The sequence below is a fragment of the Kitasatospora sp. NPDC008050 genome (genome assembly GCF_042957465.1).
Classification (GTDB): domain Bacteria; phylum Actinomycetota; class Actinomycetes; order Streptomycetales; family Streptomycetaceae; genus Kitasatospora.
This window is the reverse complement of sequence record NZ_JBIBIJ010000009.1, coordinates 308989-324238: the sequence shown is the minus strand read 5'-3', so window position 1 is coordinate 324238 and position 15250 is coordinate 308989. Positions and strand designations below refer to the sequence as shown.

General features: G+C 74.0%; 12 protein-coding genes. 6 read left to right on the top strand and 6 right to left on the bottom strand.

Translation table 11 applies throughout. The annotated features are described in order from the left end of the window. Window positions 1–67: 67 nt before the first annotated feature. Genes ACFZB9_RS20445 through ACFZB9_RS20435 form a run of 3 tightly spaced genes read right to left on the bottom strand, consistent with a single transcriptional unit; the run spans window position 68 to window position 2401 of the window. Entirely contained in the window at window positions 68–943 is an 876-nt protein-coding gene (locus ACFZB9_RS20445) for a geranyl diphosphate 2-C-methyltransferase (RefSeq protein WP_391449043.1), read from the bottom strand. Between the two features lie 34 nt (window positions 944–977). Beyond that, on the bottom strand, window positions 978–2228 hold the full coding sequence (locus ACFZB9_RS20440) for a family 2 encapsulin nanocompartment cargo protein terpene cyclase (protein WP_391449041.1): 1251 nt from the start codon (window positions 2226–2228) through the stop codon (window positions 978–980). A 20-nt stretch (window positions 2229–2248) separates the two neighbouring features. Continuing rightward, window positions 2249–2401, bottom strand: a complete 153-nt coding sequence (locus ACFZB9_RS20435) for a hypothetical protein (RefSeq protein ID WP_391448996.1) — start codon at window positions 2399–2401, stop codon at window positions 2249–2251. A 518-nt stretch (window positions 2402–2919) separates the two neighbouring features. On the opposite strand from ACFZB9_RS20435, the gene ACFZB9_RS20430 reads away from it, so the two are divergent. From ACFZB9_RS20430 to cobF, 6 genes are all read left to right on the top strand, one after another. Further along, window positions 2920–7320 carry a hypothetical protein gene (locus ACFZB9_RS20430; protein WP_391448994.1) on the top strand — a complete coding sequence of 1467 codons (4401 nt, stop codon included), beginning with the start codon at window positions 2920–2922 and terminating at the stop codon, window positions 7318–7320. Window positions 7321–7446: 126 nt separating this feature from the next. Continuing rightward, on the top strand, window positions 7447–7872 hold the full coding sequence (locus ACFZB9_RS20425; RefSeq protein WP_391448992.1) for a hypothetical protein: 426 nt from the start codon (window positions 7447–7449) through the stop codon (window positions 7870–7872). Window positions 7873–7877: 5 nt separating this feature from the next. Next, window positions 7878–8678, top strand: a complete 801-nt coding sequence (locus tag ACFZB9_RS20420) for a nucleotide exchange factor GrpE (protein ID WP_391448990.1) — start codon at window positions 7878–7880, stop codon at window positions 8676–8678. A gap of 15 nt (window positions 8679–8693) precedes the next feature. Next, window positions 8694–11276: an Hsp70 family protein gene (locus ACFZB9_RS20415; RefSeq protein ID WP_391448988.1), complete on the top strand. Its 2583-nt coding sequence runs from the start codon at window positions 8694–8696 to the stop codon at window positions 11274–11276. Next, complete coding sequence (locus tag ACFZB9_RS20410) at window positions 11273–11593, top strand: tetratricopeptide repeat protein (protein WP_391448986.1); 321 nt, start codon at window positions 11273–11275, stop codon at window positions 11591–11593. Before ACFZB9_RS20415 ends, ACFZB9_RS20410 begins: the two co-directional genes overlap by 4 nt. 67 nt (window positions 11594–11660) lie before the next feature. Then, window positions 11661–12419: a precorrin-6A synthase (deacetylating) gene (gene cobF / locus ACFZB9_RS20405; protein WP_391448984.1), complete on the top strand. Its 759-nt coding sequence runs from the start codon at window positions 11661–11663 to the stop codon at window positions 12417–12419. 71 nt (window positions 12420–12490) lie between these two features. Here the strand turns inward: cobF and ACFZB9_RS20400 are convergent, their stop codons facing one another. The 3 genes from ACFZB9_RS20400 to ACFZB9_RS20390 are packed head-to-tail and all read right to left on the bottom strand — an operon-like array spanning window position 12491 to window position 15239. Next, on the bottom strand, window positions 12491–13267 hold the full coding sequence (locus ACFZB9_RS20400) for an enoyl-CoA hydratase (RefSeq protein WP_391448982.1): 777 nt from the start codon (window positions 13265–13267) through the stop codon (window positions 12491–12493). Then, window positions 13264–14154: a 3-hydroxyisobutyrate dehydrogenase gene (mmsB, locus tag ACFZB9_RS20395; RefSeq protein ID WP_391448980.1), complete on the bottom strand. Its 891-nt coding sequence runs from the start codon at window positions 14152–14154 to the stop codon at window positions 13264–13266. The genes ACFZB9_RS20400 and mmsB overlap by 4 nt, the downstream gene beginning before the upstream one ends. Then, entirely contained in the window at window positions 14154–15239 is a 1086-nt protein-coding gene (locus tag ACFZB9_RS20390; RefSeq protein ID WP_391448978.1) for an enoyl-CoA hydratase/isomerase family protein, read from the bottom strand. Before ACFZB9_RS20390 ends, mmsB begins: the two co-directional genes overlap by 1 nt. Window positions 15240–15250: the final 11 nt, after the last annotated feature.

Below are 15250 nucleotides of genomic sequence, written 5' to 3'. Positions count from 1 at the left end.
GAAGACGCCCGAGGGCACCCCGGTCGCTGGACGCGGGGTGCCCTCGGGCAGTGGCCGGCGCGGGTGGTCAGACCCGGTCGGCGGCGATCAGCAGGTACTGGAAGGACCCGTCCTTGTAGGAGGAGAGGAACGCCTCCTCGATTCCGGTGACCAGCGAGGAGGTGGCCCGCAACTCCCAGTACGGCAGCGTGGCCTCGGTGAGGTCGATCACGGCGTTCGGAACGAGGCGGTTGTCGGCCATCGCCCGCAGGTACTCGCGGCGGGAGTGGATGTTGCACTCGAAGTGGGCGTTGATCTGCGAGACCCACTTCGAGGGCTGCCCGTAGACCGGGTTCCAGCAGCCGGTGATGGTCACATAGCGGCCGCCGACCGCAAGGACGCGGGCGTGCTCGGCGAACAGGTCGTGCAGGTCCACGTACATGCTGGACTCGTTGTTCCACGAGGCGGCCGCCTGGCCGGTCTCGAACGGCATGTCCAGCATGTTGCAGACCTGCGAGCGGACGTACTTCTCGAAGCCGAGCTGCCGGACCCGCTGGTTGGCGAACTCGGCCTGCTTGGCCGAGAGGGTCAGGCCCTCGACCCGGCAGCCGAAGCGCTGGTGCGCCATCACCATCGAGCCGCCGCGGCCGCAGCCGGCGTCCACCAGCATGCTGTCCCGCGGGATCTGGCCCAGGTTGTCGAGCAGCAGATCGGCCTGCGCGGACTCCAGCCGGTGCAGCTCGGCGACCACCTTCTTCTCGCGCTCGCTGTCGCCCGCGGCACCCAGGGCGTCGACCTCGACGTCCCCGATCCCGTAGTGGTGGTGGTAGAGGCCGTCCACGTCACCGAGGCGCAGGTTGACGGGGCGGGCCTCCTGGTCCCAGTAGCGGGCGATGTCGTCCTGATACGCCGTTGCGGGGCCGGGGATCACGGCTGCGGTCTCGGTGCCGGGGGTGAGGTCCATCGTGGTCACTTCGTCAGCTCCATCGTTTCCGTCGTTACCAGAAATCGGGCAGGCTGTAGCGGTAGGTGTTGGTCTGGTGCCAGTGGTGGTTGCCGTCGATCCAGGTGGCCACACCGCGCAGGAAGCGCAGCAGGGTCGGATCGGGATGGGTGGCGGCCAGCGCCGCCGCGGTGGCCTCGAAGGTCTGCATCAGGTCGTTGTGCACATCGACCGCCTTCAGGTAGGCCTCGCGCTCGGAGCAGCCCTCCTGCTCCGCGATCACCACCGGAAGGTTCAGGTGCTTGCCGGGCGAGGCGAGCTCCTTGGTGTACGAGTACAGGTCGTTGACGATGGTGGTGGCGTTGGAACCGAGCGCGATGACCCGCTGCACGGCGGGCAGGGCGTGCAGGTGCGCCGGGAGTTCGTAGCCGCCGACGGTGTCGGTGATCGTGGGGCAGGGGCGGAAGTTGTTGAACTGGCGCATCGCCAGGTACTCCCACGTCTGCGGGCTGTACTCCGTCTCGGCCCAGGCCGCCTCGGCGAGATACCCCAGGTGCAGGCGGGCCATGTCGTGCCGGAGGCGGTCCGACTGGGCGGGCGTGGCGGAGCGGGCGAAGTAGTCCATGGCGGAGCGGTAGGCGCGCCGCGGGGGGTCCGCGCTCAGCGACTCCTCCCACTGGGGATGGAACTCCTCGGTGGTGTGCAGCGCGTCGAGGGCCGTGTGCGCCAGCAGGAGCCGGCCGCCGAGGCCGACGGGCGAGCCGCCGTGGTCCTCGCAGTAGCAGTCGTCCACCGCGTTCTCGGCCGCCATGAGCCGGGTGGCGAGCATCAGGTGGTCGACGGTGGGGGCATCCGGGTGGCAGGCGACCATGTAGCGGCCGAGCGAGAAGCCGTCGAACTGGTCCTCCCAGTCGGGCGGGTACAGCTGGACCTCGTCCAGGGCCCAGGACTTGATCCGCCGGCTCACCTCGGCCACCCGCTCGGGGTCGGGCTCGGCGACCGGGTGGTAGTAGAGGCCCGGAATCGGGTCGCCGGGCTGGGGCGGCCCCTCGCGCTGGGGCGTCTGCGGACTCTGCGGAGCTTGTAGGGCTTGTAGGGCCTGCAGCGCGGAAAGGCTCTGCGGCACGGACGGGCTCTGCGGAGCGGAAAGGCTCTGCGGAACCGATGGACTCTTGGCCGGCGCGTTGTCGGCCGGCGCACCCGGGGCCGGGATCGCGCATTCCGGCGGCGCCGCGGCCGGCGCATCGCAGGTCCGCTGGAGCTGTTGCAGGCTTGCTGTACCGATTCCGCTGGGACCACGCAGAATCCGTTCCAGGGGGCTGGAATTCACGACCGCACCACCGCGAACTCACCGGTGATCAGCCGCCGTTGCGGTTCGCTCTCGGCGATCTCGGGCAGCGGCACGGTGGGCTGGGCAAACCTCGTGGAATGGGCGAAGAGGCCTGACCGCAATTTACTGGGGAATCCCGTGCGGGGCATTGACTACTCCTTAAGCAGAGCTGCCGACTCTTCCAGATAACTGGACCGCGAGCGCGGGCGTCAATCGCCTCCCACCCAGCGCATAGGCGCGCGCTGATGGCGCGCGCCTGCTGGATGACCCCAAGTTCATCCCTGCCGTGGCGCTATTCGCACTCCATTGCGTTGTTATCAAATATCTTTTCGCCCCGTGGTGGAACTCCACGCGCCGGCCTGCCGGTCCCGTTCCGCCTCCGGCGGGCCACGCGCTGCGGACCGTGCGGGCCCGCGTCGCGGAGGTCCGCGAGCCGGCCTCGGCGCCCGTGCCACCAAGGGCCGAGCCGCCGGAACCGGGCTGCCTCCCACTGTCTTTGGATCGTGCCATTCTGCTGGTCCGCTCGCCCGGCGCCGCCTATCCTGATGCCACTGGCAACATCATGATTGAGCGTCAGATCGCTTTCTGTACACGGTCGTTGGTCTGACCTGCGCGGATCCGGCGCGACTGGCGAATCCGGCGGAGCTCAACGGCAAGGGGACGGTGCATGGCACAGCTCGCACTGCTGCTGCTCGTGGTGGTGCTGGTCGGTGCGGGCGGTGCCGCGCTGGTTCGGCACAGACGCGCCTTCGACCCGGCCGCGGTGGCCAAGGCGCTCACCAGGGCAGCGGCGCCGGCCAAGGCCGGGCAGCAGGAACAGGCCCGGCGGCGATACGCCCGGCTGGTCCGACGGTTGGCGACGGCGCCCGAAGCGCTGCGGGCGCAGCGCGGCCTGGCCCTGGTCGGGCAGGCCGATGCCACGGCCGCACTGGGTGACACCCCCGGGGCACTGCCGCTCTATCGCGAGGCGTTCCCGCTCCTGCCGGAGCCGGCCTGGCAGTTGCCCCGCTGGAGCCTGCGCCAACTCGCCGGGGAGGCGGTCCAATCTGCCAAGGGCCTGACCGCCGACGGCCTGGTCACTGACGGGCTGACCACCGACGGCCAGTTCGCTGACGGCCAGTTCGCTGATGACAGCCTCCCACCGGTGCTCGCCTTCCTCCAGGCGACGGCCCAGGGTGCCGAGCCGGGAGCCGAGGCCCAGGCGGCGGCCGCCGCGCTGGACTGGCTGCAGCGCCGCTGCCGGGAGGGCACGGACGCGCAGCGCGAGCACGCGACGGCGGCCGCGCTGGCCGCACTGCCGGGACGGGACTGGCCGGTGCTCGCCCGGACGGCACTGCTGCACGGCTCCGGCCGCCTACCGGAGGCCGAGGCGCTGCTGGCCGCGGCCGCGCCCGCCGGCAGCGGCGAACTCTGGTTCCGCCGAGGCGCCCAGCTCAGCGCGCGGCAGCAGGACACCCTGGCGGTCGCGGCCTTCGACGAGGCGCTGCGGCGGGGGCCGGGCGAGCCCGGCCCGTGGTCCCGGGGACCGCTGCTGCGCGCGGAGTCGCTGCTCTTCCGTGGGCTGGCCCGGCAGCGGCTCGGCGAACTGGCCCCGGCCGGTGCCGATCTGCGGGCAGCGGTGGCCGAGGCGCCGCGCGATCCGCGGCCGCGCTACGCGCTGGGCCGGCTGGCGCTGCTGCGTGGCGAGGACGAGCAGGCACGGGAGCAGTTCACGGCCGCGCTGGGCACTCAACACACCTATGCTCCGGCCCGGTTGGGCCTGGCGGTGCTGCACGAGCGTGCGTCCCGGCCGGCCGACGCGGCCGCCGACTACCAGGCGGCGCTGGCCCTGTCACCGCACTGGCGGCCGGCCCGGGTGCGGCTCGGCGCCGCGCTGCTGGCGGCCGGCCGGGACGCGGAGGCGGAGCCGCTGCTGCGCGCCGAGGCGGCGAACGGGACGGCGGGCGAGGCGGAAGACGGGGCGACGGGCGGAGCAGCGGGCGGAACGGGCGAGGGGCCGGACGACGGCTGCTGGCGCCGGACCGCCGCCTTCCACCACGGCCTGGCGCTGGCCCGGGCAGGCGACCCCGCAGGAGCGCTGGCCCGCTGGGAACCGCTGCGCGGCGTGGACCTGCTCGACCGGCTCGCCCTGGCCCGCGACCAGCTGGCCCGCCGTCAGCTCGCGGCCGACCCGGCGGCGGCCCGCGCACTCTGGCAGCAGGCAGTCACCGACGTACCGTCCGCTCCCGGCTACCGGCCGGCGCTGCGCGAGGCCGCGCTGCGCGAGGCGGCGCAGCTGCTGCTGGGGCGGCGCGACCTGGCGCGGGCCCGCGAGGAGGCCGCCGCCGCGCTCGCCCTGGCCGAGCCGCCACCGCCGTGGCGGACGGCCGGACCTGGCCAGGTAGACGGCCCGCACGCGGGAGCCCCGAAGACCGGCGTCCCGGACGCGGCGCGGGCCCCGGTGACGACGGACCGGCGGACCGCGCGGCTGCGCGCCGCGCTCGCCCTGGCCCAGGGCTCGGCGGACGGCACAGCCGCCCTGCTCAGCCCGGCCGACGGCCCCCGCGAGCGCTACCACCTGGCCGCCGCCGCCCTGGTGACTGGCCGCCCGGTGCAGACCGTGGCGCTGCTCGCACCCCTGGAGCCGGCGCCGGCGGGCGACCCCGGCACAGCCCGGCTGCGCGCGCTGCTCGCCGAGCGGGCCGGCAACTGGCCCGCGGCGCTGGAGTGGCACCAGCGCTTCCTGGACAGCCCGGTGGGGCACTCCCCCGGGGCCGGTCCGGTGTCCGGCCTCGCGATCGCCCACTCGCCGTGCGGCGCCGGCTCCGGCGCGGCCTGCACCGAGGCGGCCACCGGCGCCTGCGGAGGCTGCGGCCGGGAGGGCTGCGCCGGCCACCTGTACCGCCCCGAGCAGGCCGGGGCCGGCGCGCCGCGCTGCGTGTCCTGCGCCGGCCCCGCACTGCGCGCGGTGCTGGACTGCGCCCGCCGGGCCGGGCTCGTCGCGCAGGCCGAGGCGACCCTGACCGCCTGGGCCGACGTGCTCGGCGAGGCCGACGCCGCCCCGGTCCGCCGCGATCTCGCGCTGCTCCGCGCCGAGCGGGGCGATCTGGCGGGTGCCCTGGCCACGCTCCCCGCCGCGGCGGCCCGGGAGCGCGGCGCCGTGCTGGTGCGCAGCGCCGCCGTGGCGCTGGCGGCCGGGCAGAGCGCCCGCGCGGCCGGTGAGCTGCGCCAGGCCGTCGACCTGGCGCCGGAGCACCCGCAGGCCACCGCCGCCCTCGCGCTGCTGGCCGAGCACGAGGCTCACCTGCACGCCGCCGAGGGCCGGTACCAGCAGGCCTGGGACGGCTACCGCGCGCTGCTGCTCGGGGACCCGGCCCACCCCCGGCTGCTGCACTCCCTCGGCCTGACCGGCTACCGCCTGGCCACCGCGGCCGGCCGTGCGGGCGATGACGGCGCAGCCGAGCAGGACGGGTCGCTCTGGCAGTGGACCATCGGCTCGCTGATCGCCGCGCTCCACCTGCCCGAGCTGTGGCACGAAACCGCCCGTGTCACCGCACGGCCGGCCGAGCCCCAACGCATCGCCGCCGCCCGTACCGCGCTCACCGACCGGCTCCGCGAGGACCTGCGCCTGCTCGACCGCGCACACGGCCGCAGCGGCGACGAGGTGGCCGCGTGGACCGTCCGGCTCGGCATGGAGACACACAGTGCCGAGGCCTTCGCGCAGGAGGAGGAGCTGCGGATATCCGGACCGGGCGGCGACAGCCGCCGGCTGGTCCTCGGCCCGACCCTGGACCGGCTGCTGCGGGCGGCGCCGCAGAGCCCCGAACTCATCGACTGGCGGCGACGGTTCGAGCACGCCGTGCAGCCCTGGCGCCGGCCCGGCCCGTTCGGCGTGCACCCGGTGACGCAGGCGCTCGGCCTCTTCGGCACCCTAGGCCCGCACCGCTACCTGCTGCTCCAGGGACGGCACGCGGCAGCCGTCGCCGCCCTCGACGCGATACCCGGGCCCGAGCAGGACGAGGCCTGGCGGGAGCTGCTTCAGGAGGCACTGACCAACCAGGCCGGGGAGCACCACCGCCAACAGGACTGGCGCGAGGCGCTGGCCTGCCTGACCCGCGCCCAGCAGCTGCGCGAGGCGCCCGTCCCGCCGGCGCTGGCCGAGATCGCCGCGGACTGCGGCCTGCGCGCCGCCCGCGCCCTGCTCAAGGAGACCGGCGACGACCAGGCGGGCGCGGTTTCCCTGCTGGAGCAGGCCCGGGCCCTGGCCCCCGAGCACGACGAGGTGCGCAGCAACCTGGGGGCCGGCTACGCCCAGCTGGCCCGGAAGATCAGCAACGAGGGCAAGGAGTTCACCCGCGCGCTGGCCCTGCTGCGCCGGGCGATCGAGCTGGCCCCGCAGGATCCGACGGCCCGGCACTTCCTGGCGGCCGCCCTGGGCAACCGGGCCCGCGAGCTCAGCGCCCCCGGGACGGAGAAGGGCCTGCTGGAGGCGGTGGGGCTGTGGCAGGAGCTGATCGCCCTCGACCCGCAGGAGAAGGAGCACCGGTACGGCCTCACCCATGTGCTCGGGCAGCTGGCCCGCACCGCCGCGCTGGCCGGGGACCGGGCGCAGGCCGTCGGCCGGATGACCACGGCGCTGGAGAACGATCCGGACTGGAGCGGCAACACCGTCCGGGAGGCCCCGCGCCGGGTGGCGGTGCTGCTGGCCAACACGCTGGAGGAGTACCAGGGCCGCCCGTTCGGGGAGCGGACCGCGCTGCTGAAGCTGGCCCGGTCCTACGACGACTCGGCCGAGCTGCGCGGGCTGATGCTCGTCGTCTGGCGCAGTGAGGCGGCGGAACACTTCGGCGCCAACCGCTACCAGGAGTCCACCGAGCTGCTGGAGGAGGCGCTGAAGCTGGCGCCCGATCCGGCGGCGGCCAACAAGGTCCGCGAGGAGCTGGGCATCGTCTGCAGCGCGCACGCCGTGCGCCAGGCGAACATGCGCCAACTCCGGCAGGCCAGAAGCCTGATCGCGCAGGCCGTGCAGTACAGCCCGCAGGACCGGACGCTGCGCAACCTCCAGCGGCGGATCAACTCGCTGCGCTGAACCGCCGCCACCGACACCCGTCCGCTACCACTGGCACCCCTCCACCACCATCCACCATCCACCACCGCCGAAGCGGCCGAACCTGCCGTAACGGCCTTTCCGCACAAGGGAGACGAGACCGCCGCCATGCCGCTGCACGAACCGTCGCCGTACGAGGTCCTGGGTGTCCCGCTCAGCGCCGGAGTACGCGAGATCAACCTCGCCGTGGGACCGGCGGTCAAGCGGGGCCGCTACAGCCGCCAGCAGATCCAGGAGGCGGCGGCCCTGCTGCGCAACCCGGACCGGCGGCTGGAGTTGGACGTCCAGCAGCTGCTGCCACCCGACCCGGTGTCGGGCGTCGCCGAGCTGCTGGCCCCCGCGCTGGCCGAGCCGCTGCTGGTGATCGACCGGCCGCCGCTGCCGCCCGCCGAGACCCTTCTGGTGCTGCACCGCGCGGAGTTGACGGCGGACTTCGCCGACCCGCCACCGGCCGGGGTCGACCCGGAACCGCCCGTCCCCGCGCGCTTCGCCGCCGACCTGTCGGTGCTGCCGCCGATCGAGATCCCGGAGTGAGCGGCATGACGACGCCACAGACGCATGAGCCGTGCGAGGCAGCCGAGTCGAGCGAGCCGGCGGAGCCCCTGGCGGTGCCGCAGCGGGCCTTGGAGGTCGATCTGGCCCAGGCCTTCAGCCAGTTGCTCTACCGCTGCTCGCTGCTGCAACGACTGCGGGGTGAGGAGGCGCGGGCGGCCCGGGAGGCACAGCAGGAGCTGCTCGGGCTGCTGATCGAGGTGGACGACGCGCTGGTGGCGCTGGCGCAGGACCCGGAGTCGGCGCTGCCGGGGCGGCGCGCGGGGATCGACGCCACCCGCCGCAGGCTGCTGGGCAAGCTGGCCAAGGCGGGCGTGCGTCCGATGCGGCTGGACGGGCTGGCGGCGGACCCGGCGCTGTCCGAGATCGTGGGCGGCGAGCCGAGGACCGAGGTGGCGCCGGAGACCGTGGTCCAGACGGTGGTCACCGGGTTCTTCTGGCAGGACGAGGTGCTCCGCCGGGCCCAGGTGGTGGTCGCCACCACCGCGCCCGCCACCGAGGTGGCGCAGGACGGGCCGCCGGCTGCCGCTGAGGAGGCGGAGCCGTCACTCGCCGAGGAGGCGGAGCCGTCACTCGCCGAGGAGGCGGAGCCGTCACTCGCCGAGGAGGCGGAGCCGTCACTCGCCGAGGGGGCGGAGCCATCGCTCGCCGAGGGCGAAGAGCCGTCCCCCGCCGAGCCGGCGGACCTGCCCGCGGCCGACGCCCCGCAGAGCGCTGCCCGCACAGCCCGAACGCAGCACCGCGGGGCTCGTAAAGCCAAGGCCCGGCGCGGGCGACGTAAGCGATAGTCAGAGGGGAACGACATGTACCGCACGCTCGGGATCGACCTGGGCACCACCAACTCCGTGGTGGCCCACCTCCGCCGAGGCGAACCGGAGATCATCTTCAACCGGCAGAACCAGGAGGCCACCCCCTCCGTGGTCGGCCGGGGCCGGCGCGGCGAGCTGCTGGTCGGCTCCACCGCCCGCGGCCGCCTGGCGCTGGACGGCGAGAACGTGATCCGCTCGGTCAAGCGCTTCATGGGCCGCAAGTTCCGCGATCCGCACGTACAGGCGGCACTCGACGAGTTGGACTACAAGGTCACCGCGGGCACCGACGGCGACGTCAACGTCTGGTTCGACGGCCGCTCCTACACCCCGATCGAGATATCCGCGATCATCCTGCGCCGGCTCAAGGAGGACGCCGAGCAGCGCCTCGGCGAGCCGTTCCACCGGGCCGTCATCACCGTCCCCGCGTACTTCGGCGAGCGCCAGGTCGCCGCCACCCAGGAGGCCGGGCGGCTGGCCGGCCTGCACGTGCTGCGGGTCATCAACGAGCCCACCGCGGCCGCCCTCGCCTACGGGATGACCAGCGAGCCCGGGGACGAAGCGCGCACCGTACTGGTCTACGACCTGGGCGGCGGCACCTTCGACATCTCCATCCTGCTGCTGGTGCCCGGTTCGGTCTCGGTGCTCGGCATCGAGGGCGACAACCTGCTCGGCGGCGACGACTTCGACCGCGCCATCACCGGCGCGCTGCTGGCGGACATCCGCGCGGAGCACGGGACGGACTACCAGCCCGACCGCCGGGACCGGCCGCGGATCGCCGCCGCCGCCGAGGTCGTCAAGATCGAGCTGTCCAACCAGGAGGCCTCGGAGGTGGTCCTGCCCGGGCTGGGCGCAGGCCAGTTGGTCCTGGAGACGGTCTTCGAGCGGTCCCGTTTCGAGGAGTTGATCAGGAGTCAGATCGAGCGCACCATCGAACTGACCCAGAAGGCCATCATGCAGGCCAACCTCACCGTCGGGGACATCGACGAGGTGCTGCTGGTCGGCGGCTCGACCTCGATCCCGTTGGTGGCACGGCGGTTGGGCGAGGTCTTCGGCCACCAGCGGATCCGCCGCGGGGTCAACCCGATGCAGTGCGTGGCGCTGGGCGCAGCGGTGCAGTCCGCGCTGGTCGCCGAGGTGGAGTGCCCGGAGTGCCGCGCCCCCGGCGACCTGGCCGCCTCGGCCTGCGCCAACTGCGCCGCCTCGCTGCTCGGCGGCCCCCGCCTCTCCTGCCCGGGCTGCCACCTGCCGGTGGACGCCGCGGCCGAGGCCTGCCCCAAGTGCGGCCGCCAGGTGGCCACCGGGACCGCCGGAGCCACCGAGGCCGGTGGCGCCACCGCGAGCGCCCCCGTCGCGACGACGGCCGCCCCGGTGCCCGCCGCGCAGACCCACAGCTGCCCGCGCTGCGGCACCCCGGCCGCCCCGGGCGCCACCGCCTGCGAGCTCTGCGGGATGTCGCTCACCGGCGGCGGCAGCGGCACCAGCGCGGCCGAGGACGTGGGCCTGCGCTGTGCGAACTGCGGGACCGTCAATCCGCCCGGCACCGAAGTCTGCGCATCCTGCGACGAGTTGATGCAGGTCACCAACCCCTTCGACATCACCCCGAAGAACCTGGGCATCGAGCTCAACGACGGCCGGCTGGCCGTCATCATCCCCAAGAACACCAGCTATCCGACCAGTTCACCGGTCAGCCGGGAGTTCGTGGTCTCCGGCAGCGGCCGCCAGCGGCTGGAGGTCGCGGTCTACGAGGGCGAGCACGAGACCGCCCAGCAGAACGAGTTGATCGGCCACCTCAGCCTGCGGCTGCCGGCCGGCCTGGGCGGACGCACCCCGGTGGACGTCTCCTTCGGTCTGGACCGGGACCGCACCATCACCCTCTCGGTGCAGATCCAGGGCGGCGAGCAGAAGACCGTCAAGCTGGAGCGGGTCACCCTCGACCCGGAGCTCAAGGTGCAGGTGGAGGACCAGCAGCGGCAGATCGAGAGCTTCACCGACCGCTGGGGCGAGGAGCTCACCGAGGCCGAACTGCGCGAGGCCCGGCAGCTGATGGACACGCTGGACGACATGGCCGCGGGCCAGACCAGGGGCCGGTCGGTGGACGCGGCGCTGGAGCGGGCCCAGTTCCAGCTCCAGGCCCAGCGCTGGGTGCGCGGTTCGGAGGCGTACCTGAGCCTGTTCATCCACTACTGCGAGAAGCACCTGGACCCCAGCGACCTGGTCCGGCTGCGCGCGGTGGCCGCGCGGCTGCGCGATCGCCGCGAGGCGGCGGACTGGGACGGCGCGGTGGCCGCGGCCTCGGAGGCGGACGAGCTGTGCGCCTCGCTCGGCCACACCTTCCGGATGCTGACCATGTGCAACGTCTACGTCAGCCAGAGCCTGGTCTCCCCCGCCCTGGCCCAACGGATCCTGGCCGAACTGCGCGGGCTGGACGAGGCGGTGGAGTCGGCCAACATGGAGGCCGCCAACCGGCACAACTCGGCCCTGCTGCTGCTCTACGCCGAGGCGCAGCGGGAGCTCGGCGACGAGCCGGCGCCGGAGTCCCTCGGCCCGGTCCGCCCCGAGGAGGCCGGTCCCCGATGAGCACCGCCCCCAACGCCTCGCACGTGCCGCCCATCGAGGTGCCCTGCCCGCAGTGCGCGGTGCCGGCGGAGCAGGAGAGCCTGCGCTGCCCGTCCTGCCGCGAGGACCTGGCCGCCCTGGTCCGGCTGCGCTACACCGGCCGGATCGACTACAACGAGGCCCTCACCCACCTGCGTTCCGGCGACACCCCGGCGGCGCTGGCCCTGCTCCGCCGCGCCCTGACCACCGAGCCGGACCTGCGCCCGGCCCTGACCCTGCTCGCCGACCTGACCGCCCGAGCGAAGGGAGCCAGCAGCGCCGAACCGGTCGACCGGTGACCCGGCGTCGGGCTCGACCGGTGACCCGGCGTCGGTGGTGGGCGGGCTGACCGGCACAATCACCGGTATGCGGCACATCCTCATCATCGGCATCGGCGCGGGCGACCCCGACCACCTGACGCTGCAGGCGGTCAAGGCCATCGCCCGCACGGACGTCTTCTTCATCCTGGACAAGAACGAGCAGCGCCAGGACCTCATCCAGCTGCGGCGTCAGCTGCTCGCCGACCACGCGCGGCCCGGCCACCGGGTGGTCGACGTGCCGGACGCCGAGCGCGACCGTCACACGCCCGCCTACACCGAGGCCGTGGACGACTGGCGCCGGCGCCGGGCCGACCTGGTCGAGGAGTTGATGGCGGAGCACCTGGGCCCGGAACAGACCGGGGCGTTCCTGGTCTGGGGTGATCCGAGCCTGTACGACAGCGTGATCGCGGTGGTCGAGCAGGTGCACGAGCGGGGCGGGGCGGACTTCGACTACGAGGTCATCCCCGGGATCAGCAGCATCTCGGTGCTGGCCGCCCGCCACCGCACCACCTTGACCCGGGTCGGCCGGGCGGTGCAGGTCACCACCGGGCGGCGGCTCGCCCAGGGGTTCCCCGAGGGGGTGGACGACGTGGTGGTGATGCTGGACGGGCGCGCCGCGTTCACCGAGATCGACCCGCAGGGCCTGGAGATCTTCTACGGCGCCTACCTGGGCACGCCCGACGAGATCCTCGCCGCGGGCCCGCTCGCCGAGACCGCCGAGAGCATCCGCCGGCTGCGGGACGAGGCCCGGCAGCGCAAGGGCTGGATCATGGACAGCTATCTGCTGCGCCGCAGCACCGACTGACCGCCGGAACGCGCGACGGGCCGGCCGCCCTCCGGGGGAGGGCGGCCGGCCCGTCGCGGGGTGCGACCAGGTCAGCGGTGGGTGAAGGACGCCGGCCGCTTCTCGACGAAGGCCGCCATCCCCTCCTTCTGGTCCGCGGTGGCGAAGGTGGCGTGGAAGAGCCGGCGCTCGAACCGGACGCCCTCGGCCAGGGTGGTCTCGAAGGCCCGGTTGACGCTCTCCTTGAGCATCAGCACGGCCGGCGCCGACATCCCGGCCACCGTCTCGGCCACGGCCAGCGCCTCGCCGAGCAGGTCCCCGGCGGGCAGCACCCGGGAGACCAGGCCGGAGCGTTCGGCCTCCTCGGCGTCCATCATCCGCCCGGTCAGGCACAGGTCCATCGCCTTGGCCTTGCCGATCGCCCGGGTCAGCCGCTGGGAGCCGCCGATGCCCGGGATCACGCCGAGCTTGATCTCCGGCTGGCCGAACTTCGCGGTGTCGGCGGCGAGCAGGATGTCGCAGAGCATCGCCAACTCGCAGCCACCGCCCAGCGCGTAGCCGGCCACCGCGGCGACGACCGGCTTGCGCAGCCGGCCCAGCTCGTCCCAGGCGGTGAACCAGTCGCTGAGGTAGGCCTCGGCGAACTCCAGCGCCTGCATCTCCTTGATGTCGGCGCCGGCCGCGAAGGCCTTGGCCGAGCCGGTGACCAGCAGGCAGCCGATCTCCGGGTCGCGGTCGAACTCCTTGGCCGCCGCGACGAACTCGTTCATCAGCTGGGTGTTGAGCGCGTTCAGCGCCTTGGGCCGGTTGAGCGTGATCAGACCGACCCGGCCCTTGCGCTCGACCAGGATGGTCTCGTACTCGGTCACTGACCGTCCTTCCGCAGGGTGGTGACGATGGCCGAGAAGTCCAGGGCGGCGCCCTGACCCTCGGCGAACTGGGCGAACAGCTCGGCGGCCTTCAGACCGAGTTCGGCCGGCACGCCGCCGGCCCTGGCGGCGTTGGCGGCCAGCCCGAGGTCCTTGGCCATCAGCGCGGCCGCGAAGCCCGCCGCGTAGTCGCGGTTGGCCGGGCTGGTCGGCACCGGGCCGGGGACCGGACAGTTGGTGGTCAGCGCCCAGCACTGGCCGGAGGCGGTGGAGGCCACGTCGAACAGCGCCTGGTTGCTCAGGCCCAGGCTCTCGCCGAGCACGAAGGCCTCGCTGACCGCGATCATCGAGATGCCCAGGATCATGTTGTTGCAGATCTTCGCGGCCTGCCCGGACCCGGCCGGACCGCAGTGGACCACCTTGCGGCCCATCGCCTCCAGGACCGGCTGCACGGTGGCGAAGTCGTCCTCGCCCGCGCCGACCATGAAGGTCAGCGTGGCGCCGGTGGCCCCGACCACGCCGCCGGAGACCGGCGCGTCCACCGCCCGGTGGCCGGCCGCCACCGCCAGGGCGTTCGCGGCCCGGGCATCGGCGACGTCGATGGTGGAGCAGTCCACGAACAGGGTGCCGGGGCGGGCGGCGGCCAGCAGGCCACCGTCGTAGGCGGCCAGCACGTGCCGGCCGGCCGGCAGCATGGTGATCACCAGGTCGGCCCCGGCCACCGCCTCGGCGGCCGAGCCCACCGCCAGGACGCCGGCGGCCGCGGCCTGCTCCAGCGCCTGCGGGGCGAGGTCGAAACCGGTCACCCGGTGTCCGGCCTTGACCAGGTTGGCGGCCATCGGCCCACCCATGTTGCCCAGCCCGACGAAACCGATCGCGAGGGTCATCAGCGCTCCTGGGGTGTAGTGGTGGCAAGGCCGAGTTCACGCTCGCCGAGCGGGGCGAAGAAGCGTGCCACGGCCTCGTCGGTGACGTCCGCCAGGGTCGGCGGGTCCCAGCGGGGGTTGCGGTCCTTGTCGATCACCTGGGCCCGGATGCCCTCGGCCAGGTCGGGCCCGCTGAGCGCGGCGCAGGAGGTGCGGAACTCCTGGTCCAGCACCTCCTCCAAGCTGTCCAGCGAGCGGGCCCGGCGCAGCGCGGCCAGCGCGGCCTTGACCGCGGTCGGCGACTTGGCGGCGATCTGCTCGGCGGCCTCCTTGGCCGCCTGGCGGCCGTCGGCGGCGAGCCTGCGCAGGATCTCCTCGACCGTGTCGGCGGCGTAGCACGCGTCGATCCAGTCGAGCTGCTCGGCGAGCGCCGCGGTCGGCGCGGTGGCGGTGTGCCGGGCCAGCGCGTCGGGCACCGGCAGCTCGGCCAGGTCGGCGACGAGCTGCGGCAGCCGCTCGGCGGGCACGTAGTGGTCGGCCAGCCCGCACAGCAGCGCGTCGCCCGCGCCCACCGTGCCCGCGGTGAGGGCGAGATGGGTGCCGAGCTCGCCGCGCGCCCGGGACAGCAGGAAGATCCCGCCGACGTCGGGCACGAAGCCGATGCCGGTCTCCGGCATCGCCACCTTGGTGCGCTCGGTGACGATGCGCACGCTGCCGTGCGCGGAGACCCCGACGCCGCCGCCCATCACGATGCCGTCCATCAGGGCGACGTACGGCTTGGGGTAGCGGGCGATCCGGGCGTTGAGGTGGTACTCGTCGCGCCAGAACTCCTCGGCCAGCTGCGGCACACCGCTCACCGCGGCCTGCCGGATGGCGCGGATGTCGCCGCCGGCGCACAGCCCGCGCTCGCCCGCCCCGGTGATCAGCACCGCCGACACCCGGTCGTCGAGCTCCCAGGCGTCCAGTGCCTCGGCGATCCGCCGCACCATGTCGTGGGTGAGCGCGTTGAGCGCCTTGGGCCGGTTGAGGACGATGTGGCCCAGCCGCCCCTCGCGGCGCAGCAGGACCTCCTGCTCCTGGTCCGAGGCGGCCGGCGCGTTCGTCACGTCGGGCCGGC